Origin of the sequence: Streptomyces rugosispiralis (assembly GCF_024505145.1) — a bacterium.
Taxonomy (GTDB): domain Bacteria; phylum Actinomycetota; class Actinomycetes; order Streptomycetales; family Streptomycetaceae; genus Streptomyces; species Streptomyces rugosispiralis.
Map to the genome: position 1 here is coordinate 112,935 of NZ_JANIAA010000011.1, position 25,840 is coordinate 138,774.

Annotated in this window: 25 protein-coding genes; 3 read left to right on the plus strand and 22 right to left on the minus strand. The window is 71.2% G+C overall.

Features of this window, described 5'->3' with window-relative positions; translation table 11 throughout:
• Positions 1-139: 139 nt before the first annotated feature.
• The 17 genes from NP777_RS19445 to NP777_RS19525 form a co-directional block, all read right to left on the minus strand.
• Entirely contained in the window at positions 140-1,180 is a 1,041-nt protein-coding gene (locus NP777_RS19445) for an MBL fold metallo-hydrolase (RefSeq protein ID WP_256651434.1), read from the minus strand.
• Positions 1,177-2,685, minus strand: a complete 1,509-nt coding sequence (locus NP777_RS19450) for a class I adenylate-forming enzyme family protein (protein WP_256651435.1) — start codon at positions 2,683-2,685, stop codon at positions 1,177-1,179. Before NP777_RS19450 ends, NP777_RS19445 begins: the two co-directional genes overlap by 4 nt.
• A 113-nt stretch (positions 2,686-2,798) precedes the next feature.
• The gene (locus NP777_RS19455; protein WP_308405172.1) at positions 2,799-3,119 is read right to left on the minus strand and encodes an EthD family reductase; all 321 of its coding nucleotides are present in this window, start codon (positions 3,117-3,119) and stop codon (positions 2,799-2,801) included.
• Between the two features lie 25 nt (positions 3,120-3,144).
• On the minus strand, positions 3,145-3,522 hold the full coding sequence (locus NP777_RS19460) for a hypothetical protein (RefSeq protein WP_256651437.1): 378 nt from the start codon (positions 3,520-3,522) through the stop codon (positions 3,145-3,147).
• Complete coding sequence (locus NP777_RS19465; RefSeq protein ID WP_256651438.1) at positions 3,519-3,905, minus strand: nuclear transport factor 2 family protein; 387 nt, start codon at positions 3,903-3,905, stop codon at positions 3,519-3,521. The genes NP777_RS19460 and NP777_RS19465 overlap by 4 nt, the downstream gene beginning before the upstream one ends.
• Positions 3,906-4,073: 168 nt before the next feature.
• Positions 4,074-4,697: a TetR/AcrR family transcriptional regulator gene (locus tag NP777_RS19470; RefSeq protein ID WP_256651439.1), complete on the minus strand. Its 624-nt coding sequence runs from the start codon at positions 4,695-4,697 to the stop codon at positions 4,074-4,076.
• A gap of 112 nt (positions 4,698-4,809) precedes the next feature.
• Positions 4,810-5,607: an enoyl-CoA hydratase/isomerase family protein gene (locus tag NP777_RS19475; RefSeq protein ID WP_256651440.1), complete on the minus strand. Its 798-nt coding sequence runs from the start codon at positions 5,605-5,607 to the stop codon at positions 4,810-4,812.
• Entirely contained in the window at positions 5,604-6,413 is an 810-nt protein-coding gene (locus tag NP777_RS19480; protein WP_256651441.1) for an SDR family NAD(P)-dependent oxidoreductase, read from the minus strand. The genes NP777_RS19475 and NP777_RS19480 overlap by 4 nt, the downstream gene beginning before the upstream one ends.
• Positions 6,414-6,499: 86 nt before the next feature.
• Positions 6,500-7,276, minus strand: a complete 777-nt coding sequence (locus NP777_RS19485) for an SDR family oxidoreductase (RefSeq protein ID WP_256651442.1) — start codon at positions 7,274-7,276, stop codon at positions 6,500-6,502.
• On the minus strand, positions 7,273-8,505 hold the full coding sequence (locus NP777_RS19490) for an acyl-CoA dehydrogenase family protein (RefSeq protein ID WP_256651443.1): 1,233 nt from the start codon (positions 8,503-8,505) through the stop codon (positions 7,273-7,275). The genes NP777_RS19485 and NP777_RS19490 overlap by 4 nt, the downstream gene beginning before the upstream one ends.
• Positions 8,506-8,544: 39 nt before the next feature.
• A complete protein-coding gene (locus NP777_RS19495) occupies positions 8,545-9,543 on the minus strand; it encodes a phosphotransferase family protein (RefSeq protein WP_256651444.1) in 999 nt (332 codons plus the stop codon).
• Entirely contained in the window at positions 9,540-10,742 is a 1,203-nt protein-coding gene (locus NP777_RS19500) for an acyl-CoA dehydrogenase family protein (RefSeq protein WP_256651445.1), read from the minus strand. The genes NP777_RS19495 and NP777_RS19500 overlap by 4 nt, the downstream gene beginning before the upstream one ends.
• Positions 10,743-10,930: 188 nt before the next feature.
• Positions 10,931-12,082 (minus strand): thiolase family protein, encoded by a 1,152-nt coding sequence (locus NP777_RS19505; RefSeq protein ID WP_256651446.1) that lies wholly within the window; start codon positions 12,080-12,082, stop codon positions 10,931-10,933.
• Entirely contained in the window at positions 12,079-12,525 is a 447-nt protein-coding gene (locus tag NP777_RS19510) for a Zn-ribbon domain-containing OB-fold protein (protein ID WP_256651447.1), read from the minus strand. The genes NP777_RS19505 and NP777_RS19510 overlap by 4 nt, the downstream gene beginning before the upstream one ends.
• A 5-nt stretch (positions 12,526-12,530) precedes the next feature.
• Entirely contained in the window at positions 12,531-13,319 is a 789-nt protein-coding gene (locus NP777_RS19515; RefSeq protein WP_256651448.1) for an enoyl-CoA hydratase/isomerase family protein, read from the minus strand.
• 96 nt (positions 13,320-13,415) lie between these two features.
• A complete protein-coding gene (locus tag NP777_RS19520; RefSeq protein ID WP_256651449.1) occupies positions 13,416-14,567 on the minus strand; it encodes an acyl-CoA dehydrogenase family protein in 1,152 nt (383 codons plus the stop codon).
• 120 nt (positions 14,568-14,687) lie between these two features.
• Complete coding sequence (locus NP777_RS19525; protein ID WP_256651450.1) at positions 14,688-15,491, minus strand: SDR family NAD(P)-dependent oxidoreductase; 804 nt, start codon at positions 15,489-15,491, stop codon at positions 14,688-14,690.
• A gap of 95 nt (positions 15,492-15,586) precedes the next feature.
• Between NP777_RS19525 and NP777_RS19530 the strand changes: the two genes are divergently transcribed.
• On the plus strand, positions 15,587-16,627 hold the full coding sequence (locus tag NP777_RS19530) for an NAD(P)-dependent alcohol dehydrogenase (RefSeq protein ID WP_256651451.1): 1,041 nt from the start codon (positions 15,587-15,589) through the stop codon (positions 16,625-16,627).
• A 23-nt stretch (positions 16,628-16,650) separates the two neighbouring features.
• Entirely contained in the window at positions 16,651-17,400 is a 750-nt protein-coding gene (locus NP777_RS19535; RefSeq protein ID WP_256651452.1) for an SDR family oxidoreductase, read from the plus strand.
• 39 nt (positions 17,401-17,439) lie between these two features.
• Here NP777_RS19535 and NP777_RS19540 read toward each other — a convergent pair whose 3' ends face one another.
• Positions 17,440-18,741, minus strand: coding sequence for an MFS transporter (locus NP777_RS19540; RefSeq protein ID WP_256651453.1), 1,302 nt, complete (start codon positions 18,739-18,741; stop codon positions 17,440-17,442).
• Between the two features lie 174 nt (positions 18,742-18,915).
• Here NP777_RS19540 and NP777_RS19545 point away from each other — a divergent pair, with 174 nt between their 5' ends.
• Positions 18,916-19,674, plus strand: a complete 759-nt coding sequence (locus NP777_RS19545) for an SDR family NAD(P)-dependent oxidoreductase (protein WP_256651454.1) — start codon at positions 18,916-18,918, stop codon at positions 19,672-19,674.
• A gap of 67 nt (positions 19,675-19,741) precedes the next feature.
• Here NP777_RS19545 and NP777_RS19550 read toward each other — a convergent pair whose 3' ends face one another.
• The 4 genes from NP777_RS19550 to NP777_RS19565 all read right to left on the minus strand — a co-directional run bounded on the left by NP777_RS19550 (position 19,742) and on the right by NP777_RS19565 (position 25,825).
• Positions 19,742-21,088 carry an FAD-dependent oxidoreductase gene (locus tag NP777_RS19550; RefSeq protein ID WP_256651455.1) on the minus strand — a complete coding sequence of 449 codons (1,347 nt, stop codon included), beginning with the start codon at positions 21,086-21,088 and terminating at the stop codon, positions 19,742-19,744.
• A 135-nt stretch (positions 21,089-21,223) separates the two neighbouring features.
• Positions 21,224-22,927, minus strand: a complete 1,704-nt coding sequence (locus NP777_RS19555) for a DUF4185 domain-containing protein (RefSeq protein ID WP_256651456.1) — start codon at positions 22,925-22,927, stop codon at positions 21,224-21,226.
• A 35-nt stretch (positions 22,928-22,962) separates the two neighbouring features.
• A complete protein-coding gene (locus tag NP777_RS19560; protein ID WP_256651457.1) occupies positions 22,963-24,105 on the minus strand; it encodes a DUF4185 domain-containing protein in 1,143 nt (380 codons plus the stop codon).
• 76 nt (positions 24,106-24,181) lie between these two features.
• Positions 24,182-25,825: a fucose isomerase gene (locus tag NP777_RS19565; protein WP_256651458.1), complete on the minus strand. Its 1,644-nt coding sequence runs from the start codon at positions 25,823-25,825 to the stop codon at positions 24,182-24,184.
• Positions 25,826-25,840 lie beyond the last annotated feature (15 nt).

Consider the following 25,840-nt stretch of genomic DNA (forward strand, 5'->3'; position numbering starts at 1 on the left):
CTCTCGACAGTTGAGTGATCGGAGGAATAGATACGCAATTCCGATCCGGCTGTCGAGAGGGAACGCCGAACTGCCCGGGATTAGCCGCTCGGTACCTCATGGTCATCGGATCTCTTCGCTCGACGTATGTACGGCGTCATCAGCGCACCCGCGTGTACTGATGCACGCCGCCGACATGGGCCACCGCCGCCCGGCCGCGCAGCACGAGGACATCCAGGTGCGCGGCCGTCTCATGGACCGCGAGCATCTGGTTGAAGGCGTTCAACTCCCCGAACGGCACAGCCCGGCGCGTCCATGCGAGCTTTCGCGCCACCGCGTGGGCATCGAGCGTGTCCTCGCCCAGCGCGGCCAGACTCCCGGCCAGCCGGTCGTCGTGGTGGGCGAGCAGTTCGGCGACCCGGGTGTGGGTGGAGTCGGCGACCGGTCCGTGGGCGGGCAGCAGGCGGGCGTCGGCGTAGCGGGTCATCAGCCGCAGCGAGTCCAGGTAGTCGGCGAGCGGGTGGCCGCCCGGCTCGGCGAGTTCGAAGCCGATGGACGGGGTGATGTGCGGCAGGACGTGGTCCCCGGAGAACAGCAGCCCCCGCTGTTCGTCCAGGAAGACCACATGGCCCTTGGTGTGCCCGGGGGTGGGCACGACCCGCAGCTCACGGTCGCCGAAGCGGAGGGCTCCCGCGTGCAGCCAGCGGTCGGGGGCCTCCCATACGCTCGGGTCGTAGCCGCCGTGGTCCATCGCCTCGACGCGGTCGGCGAGTTCTCCGGCGCCCGCCGCGCGCAGGGTCCGCAGCGAGCCGACGGGCTGGTCGCTGCGCAGCCGGTCGAGCATCTCCAGACCCGGGCGCTCCCCCGCGCCGAGGTAGACCCGCGAGCCGAGCAGCCGGCGCAGCTCCACCGCCTGGGTGTAGTGATCGCGGTGGATGTGGGTGACCAGGATGTGGCTGATGTCGCCGGGGTCGCGGTCGATGGCGGCCAGGGCCTCCTCGAGCGCCTTGCGCGCCTCGGGGATCGCCCAGCCCCCGTCGATCATGACGATGCCACCGTCGTCGGCCAGATCCTCCAGCAGATAGACATTGACGGCACGCAGTCCGTCGCCGGGAAGTGGCAGTGGCACGCGGTGCACCCCGGGCCGTACGGTCCGGATTCCGGACGCCGCCCACGGAGCCTGGTCGAACCGCGCTGTCATGCTTCTCCTCGCCGGCCGGTCTCACGGGCGCGCAGTCCGGCGGCCAGATCCCGGGCGCCGCGCCGGTCGAGCTTGCCGACCTTCGTCTGGGGCAGCTCCTCGACGTCGTAGACGTACTCGGGCCACTTGGTCTTGGACAGTCCGACGCTCTCCAAGTGGCCGATCACCTCGGCCAGCTCGATGCCGTCGCCGTCCTCGGCGACGACGAGCAGCGCCACGCGTTCGCCGAGGACATCGTCGGGGACCGGTACGACACAGGCCCTGGCCACCCGCGGGTGGCCGACGACCGCGCGCTCGACCTCGGTGATGTCGATGTTGCGGCCGCCCCGGATGATGATGTCCTTCTCGCGGCCCATGACGCTGATGGTGCCGTCCTCGTGGGTCATCAGCAGATCGCCGGTGGGCAGATAGCCGTCCGCCGTGAGCGCCGGTGGATCGATCCTGCCCTCGCGCGCGTATCCGAGGAAGAGGGAAGGGCCGCGGACCTGCGCCCGGCCGGTCACCCCCGGACCTGCCGCCTGACCGTCGGGGGTGAGCGCGCGTACGTCCGTACCCGGGAAGGGGCGGCCGTCCCTGCCGAGCCGGATCTCCTCGGGGTCGTCGGGGCTCGGCGAGGTGTGGCCCAGGCACTCGGACATGCCGAAGACGCGGAGGATCCTCGTGCCCAGGGAGCGTTCGGCCCGAGCCAGCGCCCCGCGGTCCATGGGCCCGCCGCCCACGGTGATCGACCGGACGCCCCGGAGGATGCCGGAGCCGGCCGCTTCGGCGCCCATCTGCAACGCCATGGTCGGTACGCACATGGTCCAGCGGACACCGGTGTCGGCCATCCGCCGCAGCGCGACCGCCCGGTCCCACTTCCCGGTCAGGACGAGCGGCCCGCGCAGCAGGAGGGAGACGTACACCCCGAAGCAGTACGCCGCGGTGGACGACAGCGGCACGATCGCGGCGACGGCGTCTCCCGGCGCCAGCCCATTGACGTCGATGGTGCTCGTGGCGGCGTACCGCAGGGCCCGCTCGGACTGTACGACGCCCTTGGGCCGCCCGGTGGAACCGGAGGTCAGGCCGATGAGGACGCCGTCCGACCACCGCGCCACCTCGCGCCGGTGGGGTGCGGACCGGCAGGTCCAGCCGTCGAGGACCGTCCGCGCCGGGCCGGGGAGCCGGGTGCGTACCGTCCACTCGTCCATCGCGGAGGGCTCGGCGACGACGGCGTCCGGGCGGATGTCCTCCCATGCGGCGGCGAACTCGGCGGGTGTGGTGTGCCGGTTGACCACCGCGAGAACCCCGCCCCGCAGGCCCACGGCGAGGCTGGCGGCGACGGTGCGCCAGGAGTTGTCGGCCTGGACCAGGACGGTGCCCACCGACTCCTCGGCGGACAGCGCGTCGGCCAGCCGTACGGCCTCCTCGAGCAACTCCCTGGCCGTATGGCCGCCGGTGTCGTCGATCACGGCGATGAAGTCGGCGTCGTCCGCCTGCCGCTGGAACTCCCGCACTACCTGTCGCATCTGGCCCCTCGTCGCACTCTGCCGATCGCCGTGTGTCCGACGTCGTGTGTCCGACGCCGTGTGTCCGACGTCGTGTGTCCGACGCCGTTTGCCCGGACGGCCGGGAATCCTCATCAGGCGGTGAACATCTCCGCCTCGTGCCCCATGACCGCGATCCGGCGGCCCTTCATGTCGCCGACCTGGGCGACGGCATCGGCCCACTCGGGGCTCGCGAGGGCCTTCTCCAGGTCCTCGGGGGAGTCGAAGCCGAGCACGGAGATGCCGTCCCAGCCTTCGGAACGCGGCTCCAGGGCGGCGTCGATCTCGGTGTGCCGCCATGAGCGCAGCCCGGGCAGGCGGCGGGTCAGCTCGGCGTGGTCGCCGCGCCACCACGTGATGAACCGCTCGTGGGTCCACTCCGGGGGCCGGGCCGCCAGCAGGACGAGGTTGTACATGACGGTGCTCTCCATGGGGTCGAGGTCAGGTGAAGCGGATCTCGGACGAGCGCCCGATCAGCAGGCGCCGCAATCGGCCTTCGCCGTTCACCCGCCCGGCGGCGACGAAGGTGGCCTCTGGGACGCCCTCGCGGCGCACCTCGCCCAGGAAGAGCTCGTCCTGGCCGAGCGTGGCCGCCGACAGCAGATGGTGGGTGCGGGTGCCCTTCTCGCGCTGTTCGAGGTAGCGCACCAGGGCGGCGCGGTCCCCGGCGAAGTCGGTGGCGTTGCCGTCGCCGGTGGAGAACAGGATGGAGAGCGAGAAGTCGTCGCTGATCAGATCGAGGATCCGGGACGGCTCGTCCCCGTCGAGGATCTCGAACCACGCGGTGAGGAAGGGGGCGGTGGCCGGGGTGTCCGTCATGCCCGGCTCCCGTCGCCCTGTCCGGTGTTCTGCCGGGCCCAGTCGACCAGCTCGAACGAGGTGGTGAAGAAGGACTGGTAGCGCGCCATGAGCCCGGCGGGCGAGATCACCGCGGCGGAGAGGAAGGAGCCGGTGTACCGCCCGCGCTCCGTCACCACTCCGTACACGGTCTCGACGTCGCCGTCCCGGCTGTGGCGCAGGATCTCATGCGCCCGGTCCACGGGGTTGCGGCCGGCCAGGTACGCGGCGAAGTCCTCCCTGGACTCGCCGCTGACCTCCGTGCCCGGCAGGGCGATGAGGAACCGGAAGTCGGGCTCGAGCAGGTCCAGCGTCCGTTCCGGATGCGGGCTGTCCATACTGGCCATGTACGTGTGCAATGCCATGAGACGGACCCCCAGATCAACCTGAGTTCAGTTCAATTCGGTGATCTGGATCGTAAGCCCGGGGAAACGCGGCTGACAAGGGTCCGTCACGGACGCGAAACGGCCCCCGGGCCGAGGTCAGCCGGGGGCCGGAAACGAAAGGGTCGTACCGGGGTCGCGCTCAGGGCGTCATGTGGCGACCATCCGCACACACGCGCCCTCGATCAGTTCACCGATCTCCGACAGCGGCGTCGGCCCCGACGGCCGGTACCACCGCCATACGCTGACGATCAGGCCGAGCACGCTCGCGCCGAGCAGCTGCGCGTCCCGGAGCGGGAACACGCCCATGGACATCCCCCGCACCAGCAGGTTCATCCAGTCCCGCTCGACGAGCTGGACCAGCTTGCGGGCCTCGACGCGCTCGGCCTCCTCGCGCTTGGACTTGCGCGGGCCGGAGAGCAGGTCCATGTGGTTGTGCAGGATGCGCATCTGCAGAACCTCGTGGTCGGAGACGTCGTACGCCGCGCGGATGGCCGCGCGGAGCGCCTCGGTCGGATCCGTGACGTCCTCGGTCGCCTCCGTGAACTTGTCGTGGGAGCGCTGGAGTTCGAGCCGCATGATGGTGAGCAGGCAGTGGGTCTTGGACTCGAAGTAGTGGTACAGCGCCGTCTGACCGATGCCGACCCGCTCCGCCACGGTGGACCACTTGGTGGCCTCGAAGCTCGTCTCGCCGAAGCAGTCGACGGCGGCCGCCAGGATGGCGGCCCGCTTGGACCTCGGCCCCGCTTCCGGTTCAACGATTCTCGTCGCCATGCCTCGTCTCCTGGCTCGCCCACCGTGTCCGTACCCGAGAGTAGCCCCAAGCTGAACTCAGTTGCCAATCGCGCACCCGACACGGTGGGTTCCCTGGGGTGTGGCGAGGAGTTCATGCGGTGGTGGCGGTGCGGGTGAAGTCGGGCGTCCGCTTGTCCAGGAAGGCGGCGACGCCCTCACGACCGGCGGCGGAGGCGGCCGCGGCGGCGATCGCACGGGCCTCCCGGTCCAGCTGGGTACCGAGGTCGGCGTTCTGTCCGGTGGCGACGAGTCGTCGGGTGGCGCCGAAGGCGGCGGTGGGCCCGTCGCGCAGCGCCTCGGCCGTGCGCAGCGCCTCGGCGGCCAGCCGGTCGGCGGGGACGACCCGGCTCACCAGTCCGATGGCCTCGGCTTCCGCCGCCGCGATACGGCGGTTGGTCAGCAGCAGGTCAAGGGCGCGCTTGGGACCGACGAGCCGGGGCAGGAACCAACTCACTCCGGCGTCCGGTGAGTAGCCGATCCGGGTGTACGCGGTGGTGAACGAGGCGTCGTCGGCGGCCAGGGTCAGATCGGCGGACGCGGCGAGGCCGATGCCCGCACCGGCGACGGCTCCCTGCACGGCGGCCACCACGGGCGCGTCGCCCGCCGCGAACGTGCGCAGGGCGTCATGGAGCGCGTCGGTCACCGCGAGGAGGTGCCGCTCCAGCGGCCCTCCGGAGAAGCGGGAGAACTCCGCGAGGTCCCCGCCGACGCAGAACGACTTCCCTTCGCCGGTCAGCAGCACGGCCCTTACGGATACGGACTCGCCGGCGCAGGCCCGCGCCGCGTCCCGCAGTCCGCGTGCCATCTCCAGGTCGATGGCGTTGCCCGCCGCGCCCCGGCGCAGGGTGACGCGGGCGAGGCCGTCGTCGATCTCGATGCCGACGCTCATCGCGCGGTCCATCCGCCGTCGACGGTGAGGACCTGGCCGGTGCAGTACGAGGAGGCGTCCGAGGCCAGGAACAGCAGCGCGCCGTCGAGTTCATGGGCCGCGCCGCCGCGCCGCAGCAGGGTGTTGCGCTCGACCCAGCGGCTGGAGCGCTCGTCGCCGAAGAGGTCGGCGGTCATCTCGGTGCGGAACCAGCCCGGGGCGAGCGCGTTGACGCGGGTTCCGCTCGGGCCCCACTGCCCGGCCAGTTCCCGGGTCAGCCCGATCAGCCCGGCCTTGGACGCCGCGTAGCTCGCGCCGCCCAGCGGGGCGGCGGTGACCAGGCCGAGGATGGAGGACACGTTGATGACGCTGCGGGGCGGGGCGCCGTCCCCGGCGGGTGCCTCCGCCACCAGGCGTGCCAGATGGAAGGGGGCGGTGAGGTTGACGCCGAGGACGTCGGCGAAGGTGTCCGGGGACTCGTCCTCGGCGCGGGTCTCGCCGGACATGGCCGCGTTGTTGACCAGGATATCGATGCGGCCGGTGGCCTCCAGCGCCGTCCCGGCCAGCCGCGCGCGGTCGGCGGCGCGCGAGACGTCGCAGCCGACGGGGTGGATACGGGCGTCGGAATCGGCGAGTTCCTTCAGCTTCTCGATCCGCCGGGCGGCGGCGAACACGGTGGCCCCGGCCTGTGCGAGGACGGTGGCGAAACGTGCGCCGAGCCCCGCGGACGCGCCGGTGACCAGGGCCGTTCTACCCCGGAGCGAGAACAGCTCGGCGGCCGGCCGGGGCACGTCCCGTGGCGCGGTCATCTCTCCCCCCATGGTCATGCCTCCCTCCGCGGTCATCTCTCCCCCCATGGTCATGCCTCCCTCCGCGGTCATCCCTCCACCCAGGGTCGTCCCTCCGTCCGCGGTCATCCCTCCACCCCGATCGGCAGGGCGGTCGCGCCACCGTCGAGCACCAGGGTCTGGCCGGTCATCCAGGAGGAGGCGTCGGTGGCCAGGAACAGCGCAGCGTGTGCCACGTCCTCGACCGTGCCGAGGCGCCGCAGCGGCAACTTGGCGGTGAGGATCGGCTCCCGGACCTCCCACACCGCCCGTGCCAGCTCCGTCTTGATCAGTCCGGGGGCAATGGCGTTGACGCGGGCGCGCGGCCCCAGTTCGTAGGCGAGCTGACGGGTCATGTGCAGCATGGCGGCCTTGGTGGCGTTGTAGTAGCCGATATGCGGATCGACGACGAGCCCGCCGACGGAGGCGATGTTGACCACCGCTCCCCCGTGCTCGGCCATCCAGGCCCGCCAGGCGCACCGGGTCCAGGCGACCATGCCGTACTGGTTGACCCGGGCGGTCTTCTCGGCGCGCGGCAGGTCCAGGTCGAGCAGATCGCCGTGGTACGGATTGGTGGCCGCGTTGTTGACGAGGACGTCGACCCGGCCGAAGCGGGACATGGTCTCCTCGACGCACCGCTCGGCCTGCTCAGGTTCACCGGCGTTCGCCACCACCGTGTGCACGTCGCCGTCGCCCTTGGCGCGCAGCAACTCCTCGCGCGCGTCGGCGAGTCCGGCCGGTTTGCGGGCGGCGATCACCACATGGGCGCCGGCCGCCCGGTACGCGGTGGCGATGCCGAGGCCGATGCCACGGGATCCGCCGGTGATGACGGCCACCTTGCCGTCGAGGCCGTTGGCGCTCACGCTGCCCCCGTCGTCGGGTCGGTCTTCTTCTTGTAGTGCGCGAGTTCCTGGCGGGCCACCGTCCGCAGATGGACTTCGTCGGGGCCGTCGGCGATGCGCAGCGCCCGGGTGATGGCGTACAGCCGGGCGAGTACGGTGTCGTCGCTGACCCCCGCCGCGCCGTGCGCCTGCACCGCGCGGTCGACCACCTTGTGCGCGACCTCCAGCGCCGCGACCTTGATGGCGGCCACCTCCATGCGGGCGGCGGCGTTGCCGACGGTGTCCATCAGCCAGGCCGATTTGAGCACGAGGAGACGCACCTGCTCGATCTCGATGCGGCTGCGGGCGATCCACTCCCGGACCACTCCCCGGTCGGCGAGCGGCCCGCCGAAGGCGGTGCGTTCGGTGGCGCGCTCGCACATCAGCCGCAGGGCCCGCTCGGCGAAGCCCACGGCGCGCATCGCGTAGTGCATACGGCCGGGGCCGAGCCGTCCCTGGGCGATGGCGAAGCCCTCGCCCTCGCCGCCGAGGATGTTCTCCACCGGTACGCGGACGTTCTCGAAGCGCACGTCGCCGTGGCCGAGCCGGTCGGTGTAACCGAACATCGGCAGATCGCGCAGGACCGTGACGCCCGGCGTGTTCCGGGGGACGAGCAGCATGGACTGCTGCCGGTAGGTGGGCGCCTCCGGGTCCGTCTTCCCCATCAGGATGATCAGCTCGCAGTCGGGGTCGAGGATCCCGGAGGTGTACCACTTGCGGCCGTTGACCACGTACGTGTCGCCGTCGCGGGTGATGCGGGTGCGGATGTTGCGGGCGTCGGAGCTGGCGACCTCCGGTTCGGTCATGGCGAAGCACGACCGGATCCGGGCGTCGAGCAGCGGGCGCAGCCAGCGTTCCCGCTGCTCGGCGGTGCCGTACAGCGCGAGCAGCTCCATGTTGCCGGTGTCGGGCGCCGAGCAGTTGAACACCTCGGGGCCGATGATGGATTGGCCCGCCAGCTCGGCGAGCGGCGCGTATTCGAGGTTGCTGAGCCCCGCGCCCCAGTCGCCGTGTGCCATGAAGAGGTTCCACAGGCCCTCGGCGCGGGCCTTCGCCTTCAGGTCGGCCATGACCGGCGGAAGGGCGTGCGGGTCGTCCCCTTCGGCCAGTTGCCGGTCGTAGGTGGCCTCCGCGGGGAAGACGTGCTCGTCCATGAACGACCGCATGCGGCCCTGGAGTTCACTCGCCCGTGGCGAGTATCCGAAGTCCACGAGTGCTCCTGTTCGGTGGGGGGACGGATCGCTGCCGGGTCAGCCGAGGATGTCGCGGGCGGTGCGGATCATCGCGGCGATGGTGGGCGGCAGGCGTTCCTGGTCCGGGTCGTGGTGTTTGCCCTCGCGGTGGCGACGCAGGTTGTGGCCCATGATCGCGGCCATCTTCATGCGGCCGAGCGCCCGGAACCAGTCCATCGCGGGCAGCGCGTGCCCGCCGTCGCCGCCGTAGGTGCCAAGCGGTTCGCCGTAGGCGTCCAGCAGTTCCGCCTCGCCGGGCAGACCGGGCACCGCGTGTCCCAGCCGGGGGAAGTTGCGGTGGTCGGCGAAGAGCAGGAACCAGCCCAGGTCGATGCGGGGATCGCCGACGCTCCAGATCTCCCAGTCCACGACGGCCACCGCCCGCTCGCCCGCGCACAGCACATTGCCGAGCCGGAAGTCCCCGTGCAGCAGCACCGGCGGGAGGCCGCGGGGTACGCCATCGGCGAGACGTACCAGCAACTGCTCCCCGCCGGGCCGCAGTTCGGGTGGAACGGCACGCAGGGTGCGGCTCCACCGGTCCAGCTCGCCGGTGGGGTCGAGGGGTGCGGGCGCGTCGAGCCCGGGTGTGCGCACATCGGTGCCGTGCAGGCGTCGTAGTACGGACGCGATCTCCAGCATCCGGGCGCGGGCCGTCGCGGCGGGCACCTCGTGGTCGTCCAGCACCGGCTCGACGGCCTCACCGTCCGCGAAGTCCATGGCGAACCAGGCGGGTTGCGTCTCGTCGACGGCCACCACGCCCGGCACCGGCACCGCGGACCCGGCCAGCGCGCCCAGCACCCGTGCCTGGCGCAGCACGTCATTGCGCCCGACGGGCCGCTGCCCCGGTGGCACGGCCTTGACGACGTACCGGGCGTCCCCCGCCGCGACCTCGTACGTCAGCCCGGAGTGGCCGCCCGGCAGCACCTCCAACTCGCCGATGGCCGCGCCCGGGTGGTGGCGGGCGAGCCGGTCGCGGACCCGGGCGGCCAGTTCCGGCACCTCGGTGGCCATGCTCATCGGACGGGCTCCTTGGGCAGGCCGAGGACGCGTTCGGCGAGGATGGTGCGCTGGATCTCGTCGGTGCCGCCCGCGATGCTGTACCCGGGCGCGCCCAGCAGATGCTCCGTCCAGGCGTAGGTGCCCCACTCCCCCGTGTCCGCCACCAGGCTCGGCCCCAGCAGTTCGGACACCAGGTCGCTGGTGCGCCGCATGGTCTCGGTGGCGTACAGCTTGCCGACCGACGCCTCCGCGCCGGGCTCGCGCCCCGCGACGAGGGCGGCGGTCACCCGCAGCCCCATGAGGCGCTGGACGAGGGTGCGGATGTGGAGGTCGGCGGCGCGCTGGTGTTCGGCGCCGGTGAGGGGACGCGGCAGGTTCGCGGCCAAGTCCAGCGCCCGGTCGGCGTTGTCCAGTCCGAGGCCGCCGGAGTCGAGCCGTTCGGCGGCCAGCACGCTGAGCGTGACCCGCCAGCCCTCGCCGACCGGCCCGAGCCGATCGGTGTCCGGCACCCGCACCCCGTCGAGGTAGACCTCGTTGAAGCTGGTGCCGCCAGTCATCTGCCGGATGGGCCGTACGGTGACGCCCGGCGCGTCCATGCGCACCAGGAAGACGGTGATACCGGCGTGTTTGCGGACGTCCGGATCGGTGCGGCACACCGCGACGCCCCAGGTGGCGACGCGGGCGCCGGAGGTCCACACCTTGTGCCCGGTGAGCACCCAGCCGTCGCCGTCCCGCACGGCCCTGGTGCGCACCGCGGCGAGGTCGGAGCCCGCCTCGGTCTCCGAGAAGAGCTGGCAGGCCAGCTCGTCGGTGCGCAGCAGGGGCACGAGCCGGCGGTTCTTCTGCTCCTCGGTGCCCCACAGGCCGATCGCGGGGGCGACTAGGGCCTGTGTCACGGGAAAGATCTCGGGACGGTGGGGTACGTCGAAGGCCGCCTCTTCGGCGCGGTAGAGCTGCTCGTAGTACGCGGGCAGCCCCTGTCCGCCGTACTCCTGCTGCCAGTTGAACGCGGACCAGCCCTGGTCGTAGCGGGTGCGTTCCCACTCCTGGACGCGGGCGGTGTGCTCGCGCTCCTGCTCCTCGGTCCAGTTGTCGAACACGGCGACGGAATCGGAGCCGCTGCCCCACTCCCCGTCGGCGGCGCGGGGCCGGGCGACTCCGGTGAGCCACCGCCGGGCCGCGGCGCGGAACTCCTCGGGTTCCGGGATGCCGCTCATCTCCTTCTCCACCTCCTCGGATCGGGTTTTTCACTGGGTGTCCGGCGGATCACGCGGCGGAGCCGCGTGGCAGGGGCTCCGCCCCCGGGCCCCGGGGTCTGGGGGCGGAGCCCCAGTCGCAGGAAGGGTGCGGGCCGTTCTGCGGGCCGTTTCAGCGGGCCGTTCTGCGGGCCCTTCTGCGGGCCGTTTCAGCGGGACAGCACCGTGCAGGCGCTCACGCCGGGGGCGCCGTACACATGGGTGAAGCCGACCCTGGGCTCGTCCGGGACCTGGCGTTCGCCCGCCTGTCCGCGCAGTTGCCGGACGATCTCGTAGACCTGGCGCAGTCCCGAGGCGCCGATGGGCTCGCCGTTGGCGATGCAGCCGCCGTCGGTGTTGACCGGCAGCGTTCCGCCGATCCCGGTGGCGCCGGAGGCGACCAGCCGCTCCTGCTCGCCGTCCGCGCAGAAGCCGCACTCGGCCAGGTGCATCACCTCGGCACCGCTCTCGGTGTCCTGAAGCTGGCACACGTCCACGTCGCCGGGGCCGAGCCCCGCCTCCTCGAAGGCGGCGGCGGAGGCGTCACGGCTGACGCTGGTCAGTTCGCCCCCGGGGATCCACGGGCTGAACACTTCGAACGATCCGAAGCGACGGGTGCGTACGACCGCCGAGCGCAGGGTGACCGGCCGGCCGTCCAGCGCGCGGGCGGCCTCGGGCGAGCAGAGGACCAGCGCCGCCGCACCCGCCCCCGGGGAGCAGAACATATAGCGGGTCAGCGGATCGCTGACCATGCCGGACTCCAGGATCTCCGCGGCGGACAGCGGCTTTCGGCGCCATGCCTCGGGGGTCAGAGCGCCGTTGCGGTACGCCTTCTCGGCCACCAGGGCGAGGGTCCGCGGGGTGATGCCGTGGTCGTGCATATAGCGCTGGATCTTCATGCCGAAGAACTGCGTGGTCACCATCAGCCCGTCGGTGCCGTACTCCGTTCCCAGGCCCCAGTCCTCGGGCCTCGGGTCGAAGGCGCCGCGCGGGTGTTTGTCGAAGCCGACGGCGAGGACGACGTCCGCCATACCGGAGCGGATCGCGTTCACGGCGGAGACCAGCGCGCTGCCACCGGTGGCGCAGCCGTTCTTGACGTTGACGAACGGCAGTCCGGTGAGGCCGAGTTGGGCTACCAGGGTGTCCGCGAGGCCCGCGCTGTCACTGCCGCCGAACGCGGCCCCCACCCGCGACCACGGGATCCCGGCGTCCGCCAGCGCGGCGTTCACGGCGGCGACGGCCAGTTGCCGGCCGGTCGCCTCCGGCCACCGCCCGAACGGGGTGCGCCCCGCACCGCAGATCAGGACGTCGGCGCCGGTCATGAGCGCTCCTCAGCCGGGGTGGTGGGCCTGGCCCGGGGCACCCCGGGGCCCGCGGTCACGGAGAGGGGCATGCCGATGCGGAGGTGATCGAGGCCGTCGAGGTCGTCCACGTCGAGGACGGCGGCCACCCGCACGTCCTCGGACAGCTCGACATAGCCGAGGGCGAACGGTACGAAGCCTCCGGGCGGGGGCTGGTAGGGCGGCGACTTGGGGGCGTATCGCTGCACCGTCCAGGTCCACAGCGTGCCCGCGCCCGGGAGGACCACCGGATCGGCCGGTCCTCCGCAGCGCGGGCAGGTGTCGTCCGCGGGGTAGACCGTCACCGGGCAGCCGGCACAGCGTGCGCCCTGGAGCCCGGGGGTGGCCTGGGGCCCAGGAGTGGCCTGGAGCTCGGGGGCGGCTTCAGGCCCGGTGGCGGCCCGGCTCCGCGGATCCGTGGTCATCCGGATCAGCGCCCCTGCCACTTGGGTTCGCGCTTCTCCAGGAAGGCCGAGACGCCCTCGTTCGCGTCCTCGGAGTTGAGCGCGACGCCCACCGCGAGGTGCTCCATCACCATCAGCGACTGGGTGTCGGCGTCCAGGCTGCGGTCGATCGTCATCTTCGTGAGCCACATGGTGAAGGGGCTCTTGTCGGTGAGATGGCCGATGAACTCCTCGACCGTGGCGTCCAGTTCGTCCGCCGGGGCCGACTTGTTGATCAGCCCGAACTCGGCGGCCTCGACGCCGGAGAGGAGCTTGCCGGTGAGCATCAGCTCCTTGGTCTTACGGATGCCGATCATGCGCGGCACCCGGTAGATCGGACCGGCCCCGCCGAACAGCGCACGGCGGATGTGGAAGTCGCCGATCTTCGCGTCGTCCGCGGAGATGGCGAAGTCGCAGGAGATCATGATCTCGAAGCCACCGGCCGTGACATGGCCCTCCAGGACCGCGACCGAGGGCGTCTTCATCGAGTACAGCCGGTCGCACACCTTCGCGGACTTCACCGCGACGTCGATCGCGTTCGACTTGCCCACGTAGTCGGCCTTCAGGCTGTCGAGGTCGAAGCCCGAGCAGAACGTGCCGCCACGGCCGCGCACCACCAGGACCCGCAGGTCGGGGTCCTCGTCCACCTCGGTGATGATCTCGTCGAGCCGGTCCAGGATCGGCACGGTGACGCAGTTCTTCTTCCACGGTCGGTTGAGCCACACCCGGGCGACGTGGCCGTCGCGCTCGAACTGGATCTCGTCTTCCGTCGTCATCCCTCACCCCTCTGAAACTGAACTGAATTCATTACAACTTTGAGTCCGTCGGGAGAGCCGTGTCAAGCCCTTGATCGAGCCAGGCCGATGTTCGGTTCAGGCGGCGGGGTGGCCGACGAGGCCGAGGAGCCGGGCCCGGTGCTGGTCCGCGGTGCCGAACAGCACCTCGGCGGCGCGTGCCCGGCGTACGTACAGATGGGCCGGGTGCTCCCAGGTGAAGCCGATGCCGCCGTGCAGCTGGACGTACTCGGCCGTCGCCAGCCGGAAGGTGTCCGAGCACACCACGGCGGCGGCGCAGGCGGCCGTCGGCAGGTGCGGCGAGGCGACGGCGGCGCAGACGGTCGCGTAGACCGACGCCGAGCGCGCCGCCTCCAGCGCCACCAGCACATCGGCCAGCCGGTGCTTGATGGCCTGGAAGGACCCGATGGGGCGGCCGAACTGGTGGCGCTGCGCCACGAACGCGACCGTGGCGTCCAGCGCGTGGCCGCTGCCACCGACCTGCTCGGCCGCCAGCGCGGCCCGTCCGATGTCCAACGTCGCCGCGACCACGTCCTCGGCGCCGTCCGCCGTGCCCACGGCGGTGGCCGGGGCACCCCGGAACTCCACCAGCGCCTGGCGTCGCGTCTCGTCCAGGACGCGGCGCGGAGCCCGCCGGCAGCTGCCGGGGGCGGGCTCACAGGCGAAGAGCCGGGGTCCGGCGGGGGTTCCGGCCCGCACCAGGACCAGATCCGCGCCGGCGCCGTCGAGCACGAAATCCGCGTGTCCGCGCAGCACCCAGCCGCCACTCCCCCGCTCCGCGGCGACACCGGGCTCGCCGGCGTCGAACCGTCCGGCCTCGAACCCGGCCACGGTTGCGGTGAGCGTGCCGTCGGCGATCCGGGGCAGATAGCGCTCGCACGCCGTACGGTCGCCGCTGAGCAGCAGGGCGTGGGCGGCCAGCGCCACCGTGGGCAGCAGCGGCCCGCGGTACAGGGCGCGCCCGGATTCCTCCAGGGCCACCGCCAGTTCGGCGAAGGTGAAGCCCGACCCGCCGTACTCCTCCGGAACGGCCAGTCCATGGACTCCGATCTCGCGCGCGAGCCGGGCCCAGAGCGCTTCGTCGTATCCGCGCGGGGTGGCCGGCTGTTCGCGCAGTTCCTCGACGCCACTCGTCTCGGCGTAGAAGTCCCGCAGGACGGTGCGCAGTTGTCGTTGCTCATCCGTTTCGGACAGCAGCTGGGGGTCGAGCTCGGGGTGGCGACGGTGCACGGGATCTCCATCGTGATCGGGCGGCGGACCGGAGGATGATAGAATTGAACTCAATTCGAGACCGTAGGCAGCGAACCCCGGGTGAGCAAGACCCGCACCGCGGCCGCTCCGGACACCCGCTCAGACGGTGAACCGGCCGCCGTTGGCGAGCAGCACCGCGCCGACCAGGTTCGCCGCGGCATCGCTCACGAGAAAGAGGGCGATCTCGGATATCTCCTCGGGGGTCGCGTACGGGCGCACCCGCGGATCGGCGAAGCCCGTCCGCAGCGCCTCGGGGGTACGGGCCGCCATCCCCGTCTCCGTGGGCCCCGGCGCCACCACGTTGACCCGGATCCCGGAGGCGATGACCTCCTTGGCCACGGCCTGGGCCAGCGCGTGCACACCCGCCTTGGAGGCCGCGTAATGGGGGTAGCCGACGGGCGCATCGAAGGCCGACGACGATCCGATCACCGCGATCGCCCCGGCCCCGGTCGGCCGCATGACCCGCACCGCGGCGCGCAGCACATGGAAGGTTCCGTCCAGGTTCACGCCCATGACTCGCCGCCAGGAGGCGTCGTCGAGGGAGTCGGTCAGCTCGACCGGCCGGCCTTCGACCGTCGCGTCCGCGATGCGCCGCTTCGCCTCCGGGTCGTCGACCCCCGCCGCGTGCACCAGGACGTCGAGCCGCCCGTACCGGCGCAGTATGTCCCGGAAGGCGCCGTCGACACCCGCCGCCTCCGTCACGTCGAGCGCGATCGCCGTGGCGTCGGGCAGTTCCGCGGCGACCGCGGCGGCACCCTCGCCGTTCACGTCCGCCAGGACGACGGCCGCCGCCCCTTCCGCGGCCAGTTGCCGGGCTACCGCCGCGCCCATACCGGAGGCGGCTCCCGTCACCATCGCGACCCGGCCGGCGAACCTCCCGGTGCGGATGTCTTCGCGCGTCACGCCGACTCCCTTCACTTGCCCGGACCATCTATTGAACCGACTTCACCTCTGTTACCGTGGCTGCCGCGGCGCTGACAAGACCCAGGACGGTGAAGATGAGGGCACTGCGGCTGACGGCCTGGGGGAAGGCTCCGGCACCGGTCGAGGTCGACCGGCCCGTCCCCCATGGCGCCGAGGTGTTGGTGCGGGTCGAAGCCGCCGGGCTGTGCCGCTCCGATCTGCACGTGGTCGACGCCGCCCCGGGGGTGCTCCCCTACCGGCTGCCGTTCACCCTCGGCCATGAGGTCGCCGGGCGGATCACCGCCCTGGGGCCCGGCGCCGACGGGGTGGCGATCGGCGAACGCGTGGTGGTGTACGGGCCGTGGGGCTGTGGCTCCTGCGCACGGTGCGCCGCGGGCCGCGACAACTACTGCGACCGGCGTGACACCCTCGCCTGGCACGGGTCGGGGCTGGGCCGGGACGGCGGAATGGCCGAGTATCTGCTCGTCCCGTCCGCCCGCCAACTGGTGCCGATCGGCGACCTGCCCGCCGACCAGGCCGCCCCCCTCTCCGACGCGGGCCTGACCTCCTACCACGCCGTGGCCGGACTCCGGCACGCGCTCGGCGAGGGCGCCACCGCCGTCGTCATCGGTATCGGCGGCCTCGGCCACCTGGCCGTCCAAATCCTCCGTGCCACCACCGAGAGCCGGGTGCTGGCGGTCGACGTCCGGGAGGACGCCCTGGCCCTCGCGGACCGCTCCGGCGCGGACTTCGGAACCCTGATGCGACCGGACACCGCCCGCGCGCTGCGGGCGCGAAGCGGCGACGTGGGAGTGGACGCCGTGCTCGACTTCGTCGGCACCGCACAGACGATGGACCTCGCGGTCAGCGTGGCGCGCCCCGGTGGCGAACTCGCCGTCGTCGGAAGCGGGGGCGGCAGTCTGACGGTGTCCAAGCCGGGTGTACTCCCCGCCGGTTTCCGGCTCTCGCTGCCCTTCTGGGGAACTCGCCATGAACTGGCCGGGGTCGTCGCGCTGGCGGGTTCGGGCGCGCTCCGCGTCGAGACGGAACACTTTCCGCTGTCCGCCGCCCCGGAGGCGATCGACCGGCTTCGCCGTGGCGGGACCCGGGGCCGGACCGTGCTCGTACCGGATTGATCACCTACACGAGGGAAGTCGGCATGCGCTTCGACGGAAGAGTCGCGATCGTCACCGGCGGGGCCCGGGGCATGGGTGCCACGCATGTACGGGGACTGGTCGCGGAAGGGGCCCGGGTCGCCGTCTGCGACATCCTGGACGAGGTGGGAGAGGCCCTGGCCGATGAGCTCCCCCACGCGCGCTACCACCACCTCGACGTCACCGACGAAGCGCGGTGGCGGTCGGTCGTCCGAGCGGTCGAGAACACTCTCGGTCCCGTGGACGTCCTGGTCAACAACGCGGGGATCATGCACTTCGGCGGTGTGGAGGAGCAGTCGCCCGCACACTTCCGCCGGATCCTCGACGTCAATCTGGTGGGCGCCTTCCTCGGCATGCACACCGTACTCCCCGGTATGCGCGAACGCGGTCACGGGGCCGTCGTCAACGTCTCGTCGGCCGCCGGTATGACGGGCTTCGCCGGTGGCATCGGCTATGTGGCGAGCAAGTGGGGGGTGCGCGGGATGACCAAGGCCGCCGCACTGGACATGGCGGGCAGCGGGGTGCGTATCAACTCCGTACACCCCGGAGTCATCCGTACGCCCATGGGTGAGAGCGCCTCACCCGAACTCTTCGCCCAGCAGCCGGTGGCGCGCATCGGGGAGCCCGAGGAGGTCACCCGCATGGTGCTCTTCCTGGCCGGCGACGACGCCTCCTACACCACGGGCGGGGAGTTCCTCGTCGACGGTGGCCAGACCATCGGCCAGGGCGGCCACCCCGAGGCGGCAGCGGACTGATGTCCTTCGGTGGCCGATGGTCGCCACGACGGGCACCTCCTACACATCCCTGCGGACGGTGAGCAGGGAACCGATCCCGATCAGACAGACCAGCATGACGAAGAACGCCGGGGAGAGCAGGTTCCCGGTCCGCTGGACCAGGAAGGCCGCGATGTACGGGGCCGTACCGCCCGCCAGGACGGTGCCGATGTTGTACCCGATCGCCATACCGGTGTAGCGGACCCGGCGCTCGAACAGATGCGGCCACAAGCTGGCCGCCGGGACCTGCACGAACGCGCTGCCCAGCATCAGGAGCACATACGCCAGCCCGGCCAGCGCCAGGCTGTGCCGGCCCATGAGCATCATCGCGGGGTAGGCGGTCACCAGGAAGGCCAGCAGCCCGCCCATCAGGACGCGACGGCAGCCGAACCGGGCGGCGAGCCGTCCGGCCGGGACCATGAGCAGCACGGTGACGAGCACGACGGCCGCGGTCAGCCAGTACACCAGCGTGGTGTCGTAGCCGAGGTTGGTGGTCAGGTAGATGCCGATGTACGTCAGCCCGAGGAAGATGGCGCCGCCCTGGGCCATGGCCAGGCCGATGGACTGCAGCAGCGCCGTGCGGTGGGTGGCCAGGACCTCCCGGATCGGAGCCGTGGGGATGTCGGCGCGCCGTGCGGCCTCCTTGAACTCCGGGGTGTCCTCGATCCGCATCCGGGCCCACAGACAGAGCAGGGTGAGTGGCACGGCCATGAGGAAGGGCAGCCGCCAGCCCCATTCGGCCATCTGGTCCTTGGTGGTGAGGGCCGAGATCGCCCCGGCGGTGGCGGCCGCGAACATGAACCCGAGGTTGGACCCGATGGGTGTGACGGCGCCGAGGAAGGCCCTGCGCCGGGGTGGCGCCGACTCGTAGATGTAGGTGTAGGCGCCGACCGACTCGCCACCCGAGGAAATGCCCTGTGCCAGCCGGGTGATGAACAGGAGCACCGCGGCGAGCACACCGATCTGGCTGTACGTCGGCAGCAGCCCCGTGACGCTGCTGGCCACCCCCATGCACAGCACCGAGGAGACCAGCGCCTTGCGACGCCCCCATCGGTCGCCGATCCACCCGAAGAAGACACCGCCGATCGGCCGCACCACGAGACCGGTGGCGAACACCGCGAGCGCCGCCAGCATCGAGGCCGCCGGATCGTCGCCCGGGAAGAACTGCGGAGCGATCGCCACGGCCAGATAGCCGTAGACGCTGAAGTCGTAGTACTCGATCAGCGTGCCGATGCTCCCGGCGAGCATCGCGCGGCGCACCGTACGGGGGTCGTGTGACGCCGACTCCTCCCCCGGAGGGGCGGGTTGTTGTGTGGTGCTCATGGTCCGGCTCCCTTCCCGCGGCACGGCCCGGTACCCTGCCGACGTTTCGGGACGGTACAGAACTGAACTCAGTACAGCTAGCCTTAGCGCATGGATTACTGCATCAGTCTGGATACCTGAACCGGATTCGATTTACTCTGAGGGTCGCGGAAAGGAGACCCTGTGGAGAGCCCGTTGCGAGATCGACTGTCCGGACAGATCGCCCTGGTCACCGGCGCCACCGGCGGCATAGGGACCGCCGTCTCGCGGCGGCTGGCCGCCGAGGGCGCCACGGTGGTGGTGACCGACGTGGACGCCACCCGCTGCGACCACCTGGCGCGGGAGCTGACGGCCGACGGAGCGCGGGCGCTGGGCCTGGCGCTGGACGTGAGTGACGAGGAGGCGTGGCGCGACGTGGTCGAGCACGTGGTCTCCGCGCTGGGCGGCCTGTCCGTGCTGGTCAACAACGCGGGGATCGCCGAGATGCGCACCGTGGAGACGGAGACCCAGGAGTCATGGGACAAGGTCATCTCGGTGACCCAGGGCGGTGTCTGGCTCGGCATGAAGCACGGTGGCCCCGCGATCGAACGCTCCGGCGGCGGCTCGATCGTCAACATCGCATCGATCTTCGGCACGGTGGGCGGCTTCGGCAGCCAGTTCTCGTATCACGCGGCGAAGGGCGCGGTCCGGCTGATGACGAAGAACGCCGCGCTGCACTGGGCCACCCGCGGCGTCCGGGTCAATTCGATCCATCCCGGTTTCATCGAGACCCCGCTCTCGCGCGAACTGTGGCAGGGCACACCCCGTCACACCGCGATGGTCGAGGGCACCCCCATGAGGCGGCTCGGCAGTCCGGAAGAGGTGGCGGGGGCCGTGGCGTTCCTCGCGTCCCGGGACGCGAGCTTCGTGACCGGCTCCGAGCTGTACGTGGACGGCGGCTGGACGGCACGCTGACGGGACACCACCCGCCGTGGCGGACGGGCGTCGTGGCGGACGAGCCGGGTGCCGGTCCGCCGCACGCTCAGTCCGCCACGTGTGACGCGCTCGCGGTGGCGGTGTCCGCGGCGGTCAGCCCGAACACCAGGGCCGAGGCTATGCCGCCCGCGTAGGCGCGGTGCCACAGGCCGCCGGTGTCCGACCCGGCCGCGAGGAGCCCGGGGAGCGGTTCGCCATCGCCGCGCAGTACGCGGGCCCGGTCGTCGACGCGGACACCGTGGAAGGGAAAGGTGATGGCCGGTACCGCCTCGATCACGTAGTACGGCGGTTCGTCGAGCGGGAGGCGGTCCAGCTTCCGGCCGGGCGCGGTCTCCAGCCCCGCCGCGGCGTGTTCGTTGAACAGCTTGACCGCGTCGCGCACGGCGTCGCCCCGATATCCCCATTCCTCCGGGAGGTAGGCCAGTTCGTCGAGGTCTTCGGCGAGTCCCACCCGGCCGCCCCGCTTGCCGGCCAGGGCGAATTTGTCCACGGCGACCGCGCCCTCGACGTAACTGCCGACGACCCAGTCACGGAACACCCGGGCGTCGGCGATGAGAAGGCCCCGGCCTTCGGGCTGCTCCAGCAACGCCATGGCCGTGAGGTGGTCCCCCAGCGTCTCGTCGACGAACCGGTCGTTGTCCACGTTGAACAGGAGGGCGTGCTCGCTGTAGTAGAGCGACAGGTCGACGAAGTCCGCCGGATCCGCGAAGGGGATGCCGCTGGGGATGAGATGGCCGTAGAAGCCCGCGTCATCGTGGCCGGTGGCGGCACCGACCGAGGTGGCCAGGCGGTAGCCACCGCCGCGGCTGAGGGGGTTGGAGCGGAGCCGCATGCCCCCGGCGCGGGGGTGCACATGCGTGGCGCGGAGTTCCGTATCGCCCTGGAACCCACCGGTCGCGATGAGCGTGGATCCGGCGCGCACACGCATCCGGGTGCCATCGGCCAGTCGCAGCTCCGCCCCCGTCACGACACCGTCCTCGACCACCAGCCTTTCGGTGCGCGTCTCCAACAGCAACGCGCCACCGCCTCGGCGGATGGCCTGACGACAGGTGGCGACGTATTGATGGGTGTCGAACTGGTGCCCGCGACCGAAACTCAGAACGCGCTGCGCGTCCTCAATGTCCACGCCGAGGGAACGGATCCACGAGACGCCCTCGGGGAACCGCTCCACGAGGGCGCGCTTGAGCGCGGTGTCTCCGTACGGATTCTGCTGGTCCATGACGTCGTGGCTCGGCGCGGTCCACGCGTAACCCGCGAAGAGCGCGGAACCGCCGACGTCCCTACCGATCTCCACGACCGTGACGGACAGACCGTTGCGAACCGCGCGGGCACCGGCGGTCAACCCCGCCATACCCGCACCGATGATCAGCAGATCGACATCTTCCGCGCGCACGTGACTCCCCTCCGGCCATGGGACAACGACCCTCTCAGCAAAACCGAACCCAGTTCAAAGAGCAAGCACTGGGACCAGATCAGCCTGCCAGAACCAGCGTCACCGTGACCGAAGTGGATTCTCTTGCTGAGGGTTTCAGCGGTAGTGGGCCGCCAGTTCGGCGATGGAGGTGAAGGTCTGGGTTCCGCCGGTGCCGCCGATGACGCGGACGCCGTCACCGGTTGTGGTGTCGAAGTCGAAGACGTAGGTCTTGTTCGTGCCGGCGGCCGAGGAGGTCGGGTAGGACGGTGTGACGCGTTGGCCGGTGACGTCGGTCCAGATGCCATTGCGGCGGACCTGGATCCTGGGTGGGCCGCCGAACCAGCCGCCGTCGCCGAACATGGTGCCGGTGGTGTAGGCCACCTGGTTGAGGCGGTACGTACGTGGCCAGGTGTAGCCCCACCAGCTGGTCGGCTTGCGTTCGTCGTTCCAGTCGTCCTCGTTCTGGGTCGTGTCGCCGTCGTTGTAGATCGCGCGGCCGAAGTGGGTGGCGCGTTCGATGGGCACGGTGCCGGGTTCGCGGGCGAGGTTGCGGGCGGCGTCCGGGGCGTTGTCCGGGGTGGTGGGGACCGAGGGGGTGAGGGACATCTTGCGCAGTGAGAAGGTGTACGCCCAGAAGTCGCCGGCCGGGTAACCCCCGCCGCAGGGGCAGACGTTGGACTGCAGCCACATCGACTTGCCGTCCGCGCTGATGTACTTCGACGGGATGGTGGTGGCGTAGCCGCCGTGCTTGGTGTGGGTCCAGGGGTAGCCGCCGAAGTCCTTGGGGGTGAAGTGCTTCCACGGGCCCCAGGGCGTGGGCGCCTCGTAGAACTCGTACGTGTACTCCGTCCAGGACGTGTAGATGTAGCGCTTCAGTGCCTTGTTGTAGACCACGCCGCCCTGGCTGATCACGCTGAGGTCCTTGACCCGGCCCGCGGTTCCCACGTTCTGGTAGACGCGGTGGTCGTCGTGGAGGACCGACACCCGCTGGTCGACACTGGCGGACCACCGCGGGGTGCCGCCGCTGTCACCGGCGTAGAACTGCCAGGTGGAGCGGTCCATGATGGACATGGCGGGCACCCGGGCCAGATAGAGGTCGGTGGGGTCCGGGTCGGGGTCGAAGGTGTCGCGCCAGTTGTAGTCCAGGCCGTAGGCGTAGACGTATCCGTCCGGGCTGTCGGCGTTGTCCTTGCCGTAGTCCAGGAACATGACCGTGGTGAACTTCTGGTCCGAGAACATCGGCTCGACCTTGTCCGATGTCCAGGTGGCGCCCTTGTCGGCGGACTTCACGACCGTGGCGCTGGGCGCGTTGTCCAGCGTGCCCTTCTTGAGGTCCTGCACGGCGAGATACAGGTCGCCGTTGACGCAGACCATGCCGGTCGGCTTGCGGTAGTAGTCCTGGGGAGCGCCCCAGACCCGGCCGATGCCGTCGCCCGACGCCCGCTGGGCGCCCGTCAGGTTGCCGGGCGAGCCACCGATCCGGGCCACGCCGATGTCCTGCCAGGTGTCGCCGAAGCCGACGCCGTCGCCGTACGCGGCGTAGACGTTGTCGTCGTTCGACCAGCACGACGGCCACAGGTCGCCGTGCTCCTTGTTGTCGCCGATCGCGGGGGCGCCGATGGTGGCGCCGGGGGCGATGTCCACGGTGGAGAAGTAGTCGCTCTCCGGGGCGTTCGCGGCTGTGGCGGAGGTGGCCTCGCGCCCGGCCTCGCGGGCGTGGCCGGTGCCCGCGCTGTCCGCCTGGACGGCGGGTACGGTCGCCATCGTCACGACGGCCAGCCCGGCCGCCAGGGTGATCAGGAGTCTGGATCGTCGCACGGTGTGCTCCTCGCGGGTGTCGGTGGCGGCGTCCTTCAGGCGGCCAGGCCGTTGATCCGGTACTGCATCACCCGGTAGTTCTGGTCGTCGTACCACTGGCTCACGGCGATGTGGAAGTCGCCGAAGGTCGAGCCCGGGACGATGAAGCCGCCGTAGGGGTTGGCCACCGCGTTGCCGGACTCGTTGCCGGGAGTCGTGGGGAGGATCAGGGGCTGTTCCGGGGTGGCGAACAAGTTGCTCGTCGGCAGCGGGAAGACCTGGGCGCGGATGTCGAGTGGCTCCATGTTCAGCCAGGTCAGGGCGTACTTGCCGCCCATCGCACGGAAGCAGATCTCACCGAAGCGGCGCCGGGCGGTGATGGTGGTCGGGTAGTTGCCCCAGGCCCAGGCGCCGTTCGCGTAGCCCCACGGCTGGTACGCCGCCGGGTCGCCCAACCGGTCCTGCGGGACGCGGTGCAGCAGGAGGTCGGAGGGCACGTCCCGGTTGAACACGCTGGAGAGGACGTAGCAGTAGCCGTCGTCCGCCACCGCATAGGTCTTCTGCTGGAACTGGCCGCCGTACTGATCCCCGGGCCACTGGCACAGGTACTGCCACGTCTGGCCGTTGTCCGTCGAGCGCCAGAAGTCGGAGTGGTGGGTCCGGTACAGAACACCCCGCATCAAGTGCATGTACATCGTGTTGCCGACGGCGAAGACGTCCGACGGTATGGCGGTGGTGTTGTTCTCGTGGCTCTCCGGGACCAGGCCCACGGCCTGCGAACCGCCCACGCTGTCGTCGATGACGAGGGCGTTCAGATCGGGGTGGCGTGCCCGAAGCCCCACCGGGGCCCGCCAGTTGGGGCCGCCCACGCCGCCGCCGTCGAAGGTGTCGCCGCACACGAACAGCATCGTGCCGTCGGGGCAGCGGACGGGGATGCCCAGGTCGGTCCAGGGTGCGGCGAACCGGCCCGTCTCGGCCGGGCCGGTGAGGTTTCTGACCTTCGTGCCGGTGACGGCGGCGGCGCTCGCCCGCGGCGCCCCCGCCGTCAACCCGGCCGCCGCGGTGGCCAGGCCCAGACCGGCCGCGAGCACCAGCCGGCGGCCGGGGCCACCGGCGGTTCCCGCACCCTCCCCACCAGCGGTTTCGACGGGCTCCCCGCCGGCCACTCCGGCGGGGACGGGTCGTGATGAAGCTGCCATGTGCGACTCCTCGGAATCGTGCGCTTCTACGGCTGCGGCTCTACGGCCATGGCTACGGCTACGGCTACCGCTACGGCTACGGCTGGACCGCCACGTCTCCGCACAGGTGCACCTCGACGCCCAGCTCGGCGAAGAGCGCGGCCTTGGCGCGCAGCGCCTTGTCGGCGGTGGCCGCGTCGGGGGCGTAGGCCACGTTGAGGTGGTTGGCGCGGTGGCGGGCCATGAACTGGTCGCGGGTGACGCCGTGCAGGACCGCGTGCATGATCGGCCACTGGTGATTGGTGGCGTCGAGCCGGCGCCGGGTCTCCTCCTCGGGCAGCTCGACCGACGTGGCGCGCCCGAGGTCCACATGCAGCCTGCCGTCCATCAGGAACACCCGCGACCAGACGATCTCGCCCGGCTTGGAGACACCGCTGAGGGTGCCGCCGCCGAGCGGGAAGAACATCGGGGGCTGGCGCATGCTGTACGACTTGTCGTAGCCGCCGTTGTGCGAGGCGGGCACCGAGCCGGAGATCTCGAAGACCCAGACGAACCGGCCGTCGTACTCCTCGCCCCAGCGGATGTCGTGCAGTGTGGTGGCCGGGTCGAGACCCATCGCCGTCCAGATGCGATTGGTGACCAGGGAGTCCACGGCGACGCCCTCGTCCACCTCGTTGAAGTGCGGCAGCGGCGCGCCCGCGTACAGCTCGCGGGCGCCGTCGCGACTCCGTACCGGCGGCCGCTGGACGTTGTTGAGCAGGCCCTCGGCGAGGTCGCTCGCCGGGACGGTGTCCTTCAGGCCCTGCTGGTACTGGATGCCGACCGCGTCGAGCCCGAAGTCGTCGGCGATGCGCACCGCGGCGATGTACATCTTGAACTGGCTGAGCAGCTGGGCGTCGGTGAGTTCGGTGGCCTCGTCGGTGCCGGTGTGGAAGGTCATCCCGGCCCGGTCGAGCCAGCCGCGGACCTCCTGGGCCGCCTCGTCCGACACCTGCTTCATCTCGGCCACCAGGGCGCTCTGCGACAGGCGCTCCTTGTAGATGCCGAGCGGGTTGAGGAACTCGTCGTCGATGATGGCGTTGTACATGCCCATGCAGCCCTCGTCGAAGACACCGATGATCGCCTTCTCCTCGCGCAGCTGCCGGGCGAGGGCCATGCCCAGTGCGGTCTCGGCGTCCGCGTCCGGCAGGGGCGGCAGGGGCCGGACGTGGCTGGTGTCGTGAGTGAGGGTGCCGGTCTCCAGCCAGGTGCGCAACGACTCGCGCGCCCACTCGTCGGTGAAGTCGGCGCTCCACAGCACCGCGTAGTCGCGCCCCGCCTTGGTGAGGCTCCCGGCGAGGTTCAGCAGGCCGACCAGACCGGGGAATTCGCCACTCCAGTTGGCCACCACCAGGATCGGGCCCTGGTGGTCACGCAGACCGGCGAGGACGTGGTGGCTGTACTGCCAGACGGCCTCGACGACGATGAGCGGGGCGTCCTTGGGTATGTGCTTGAAGACCTCGATACCGGCGCGCTGGCTGTCGATGAACCCGTGCCCCTTGGCCTCGTCCACCGCGTGGCCTCGGCGGACCTTCCAGCCGAGGTCCGTGAGGGCCGCGGTGAGGTCGCTCTCCAGCTTCTCCTGGGTGGGCCAGCAGGTGACGTTGGCGGCGGGGCGCAGGTCGCCGCTGGCCACGGTGTAGACGGTGGCCGGGTCGGCGGCGGGCGGGCGGTGGAGCTCGGGCAGGGTGTACGCGGTCATGCGGTCTCCGTTGGT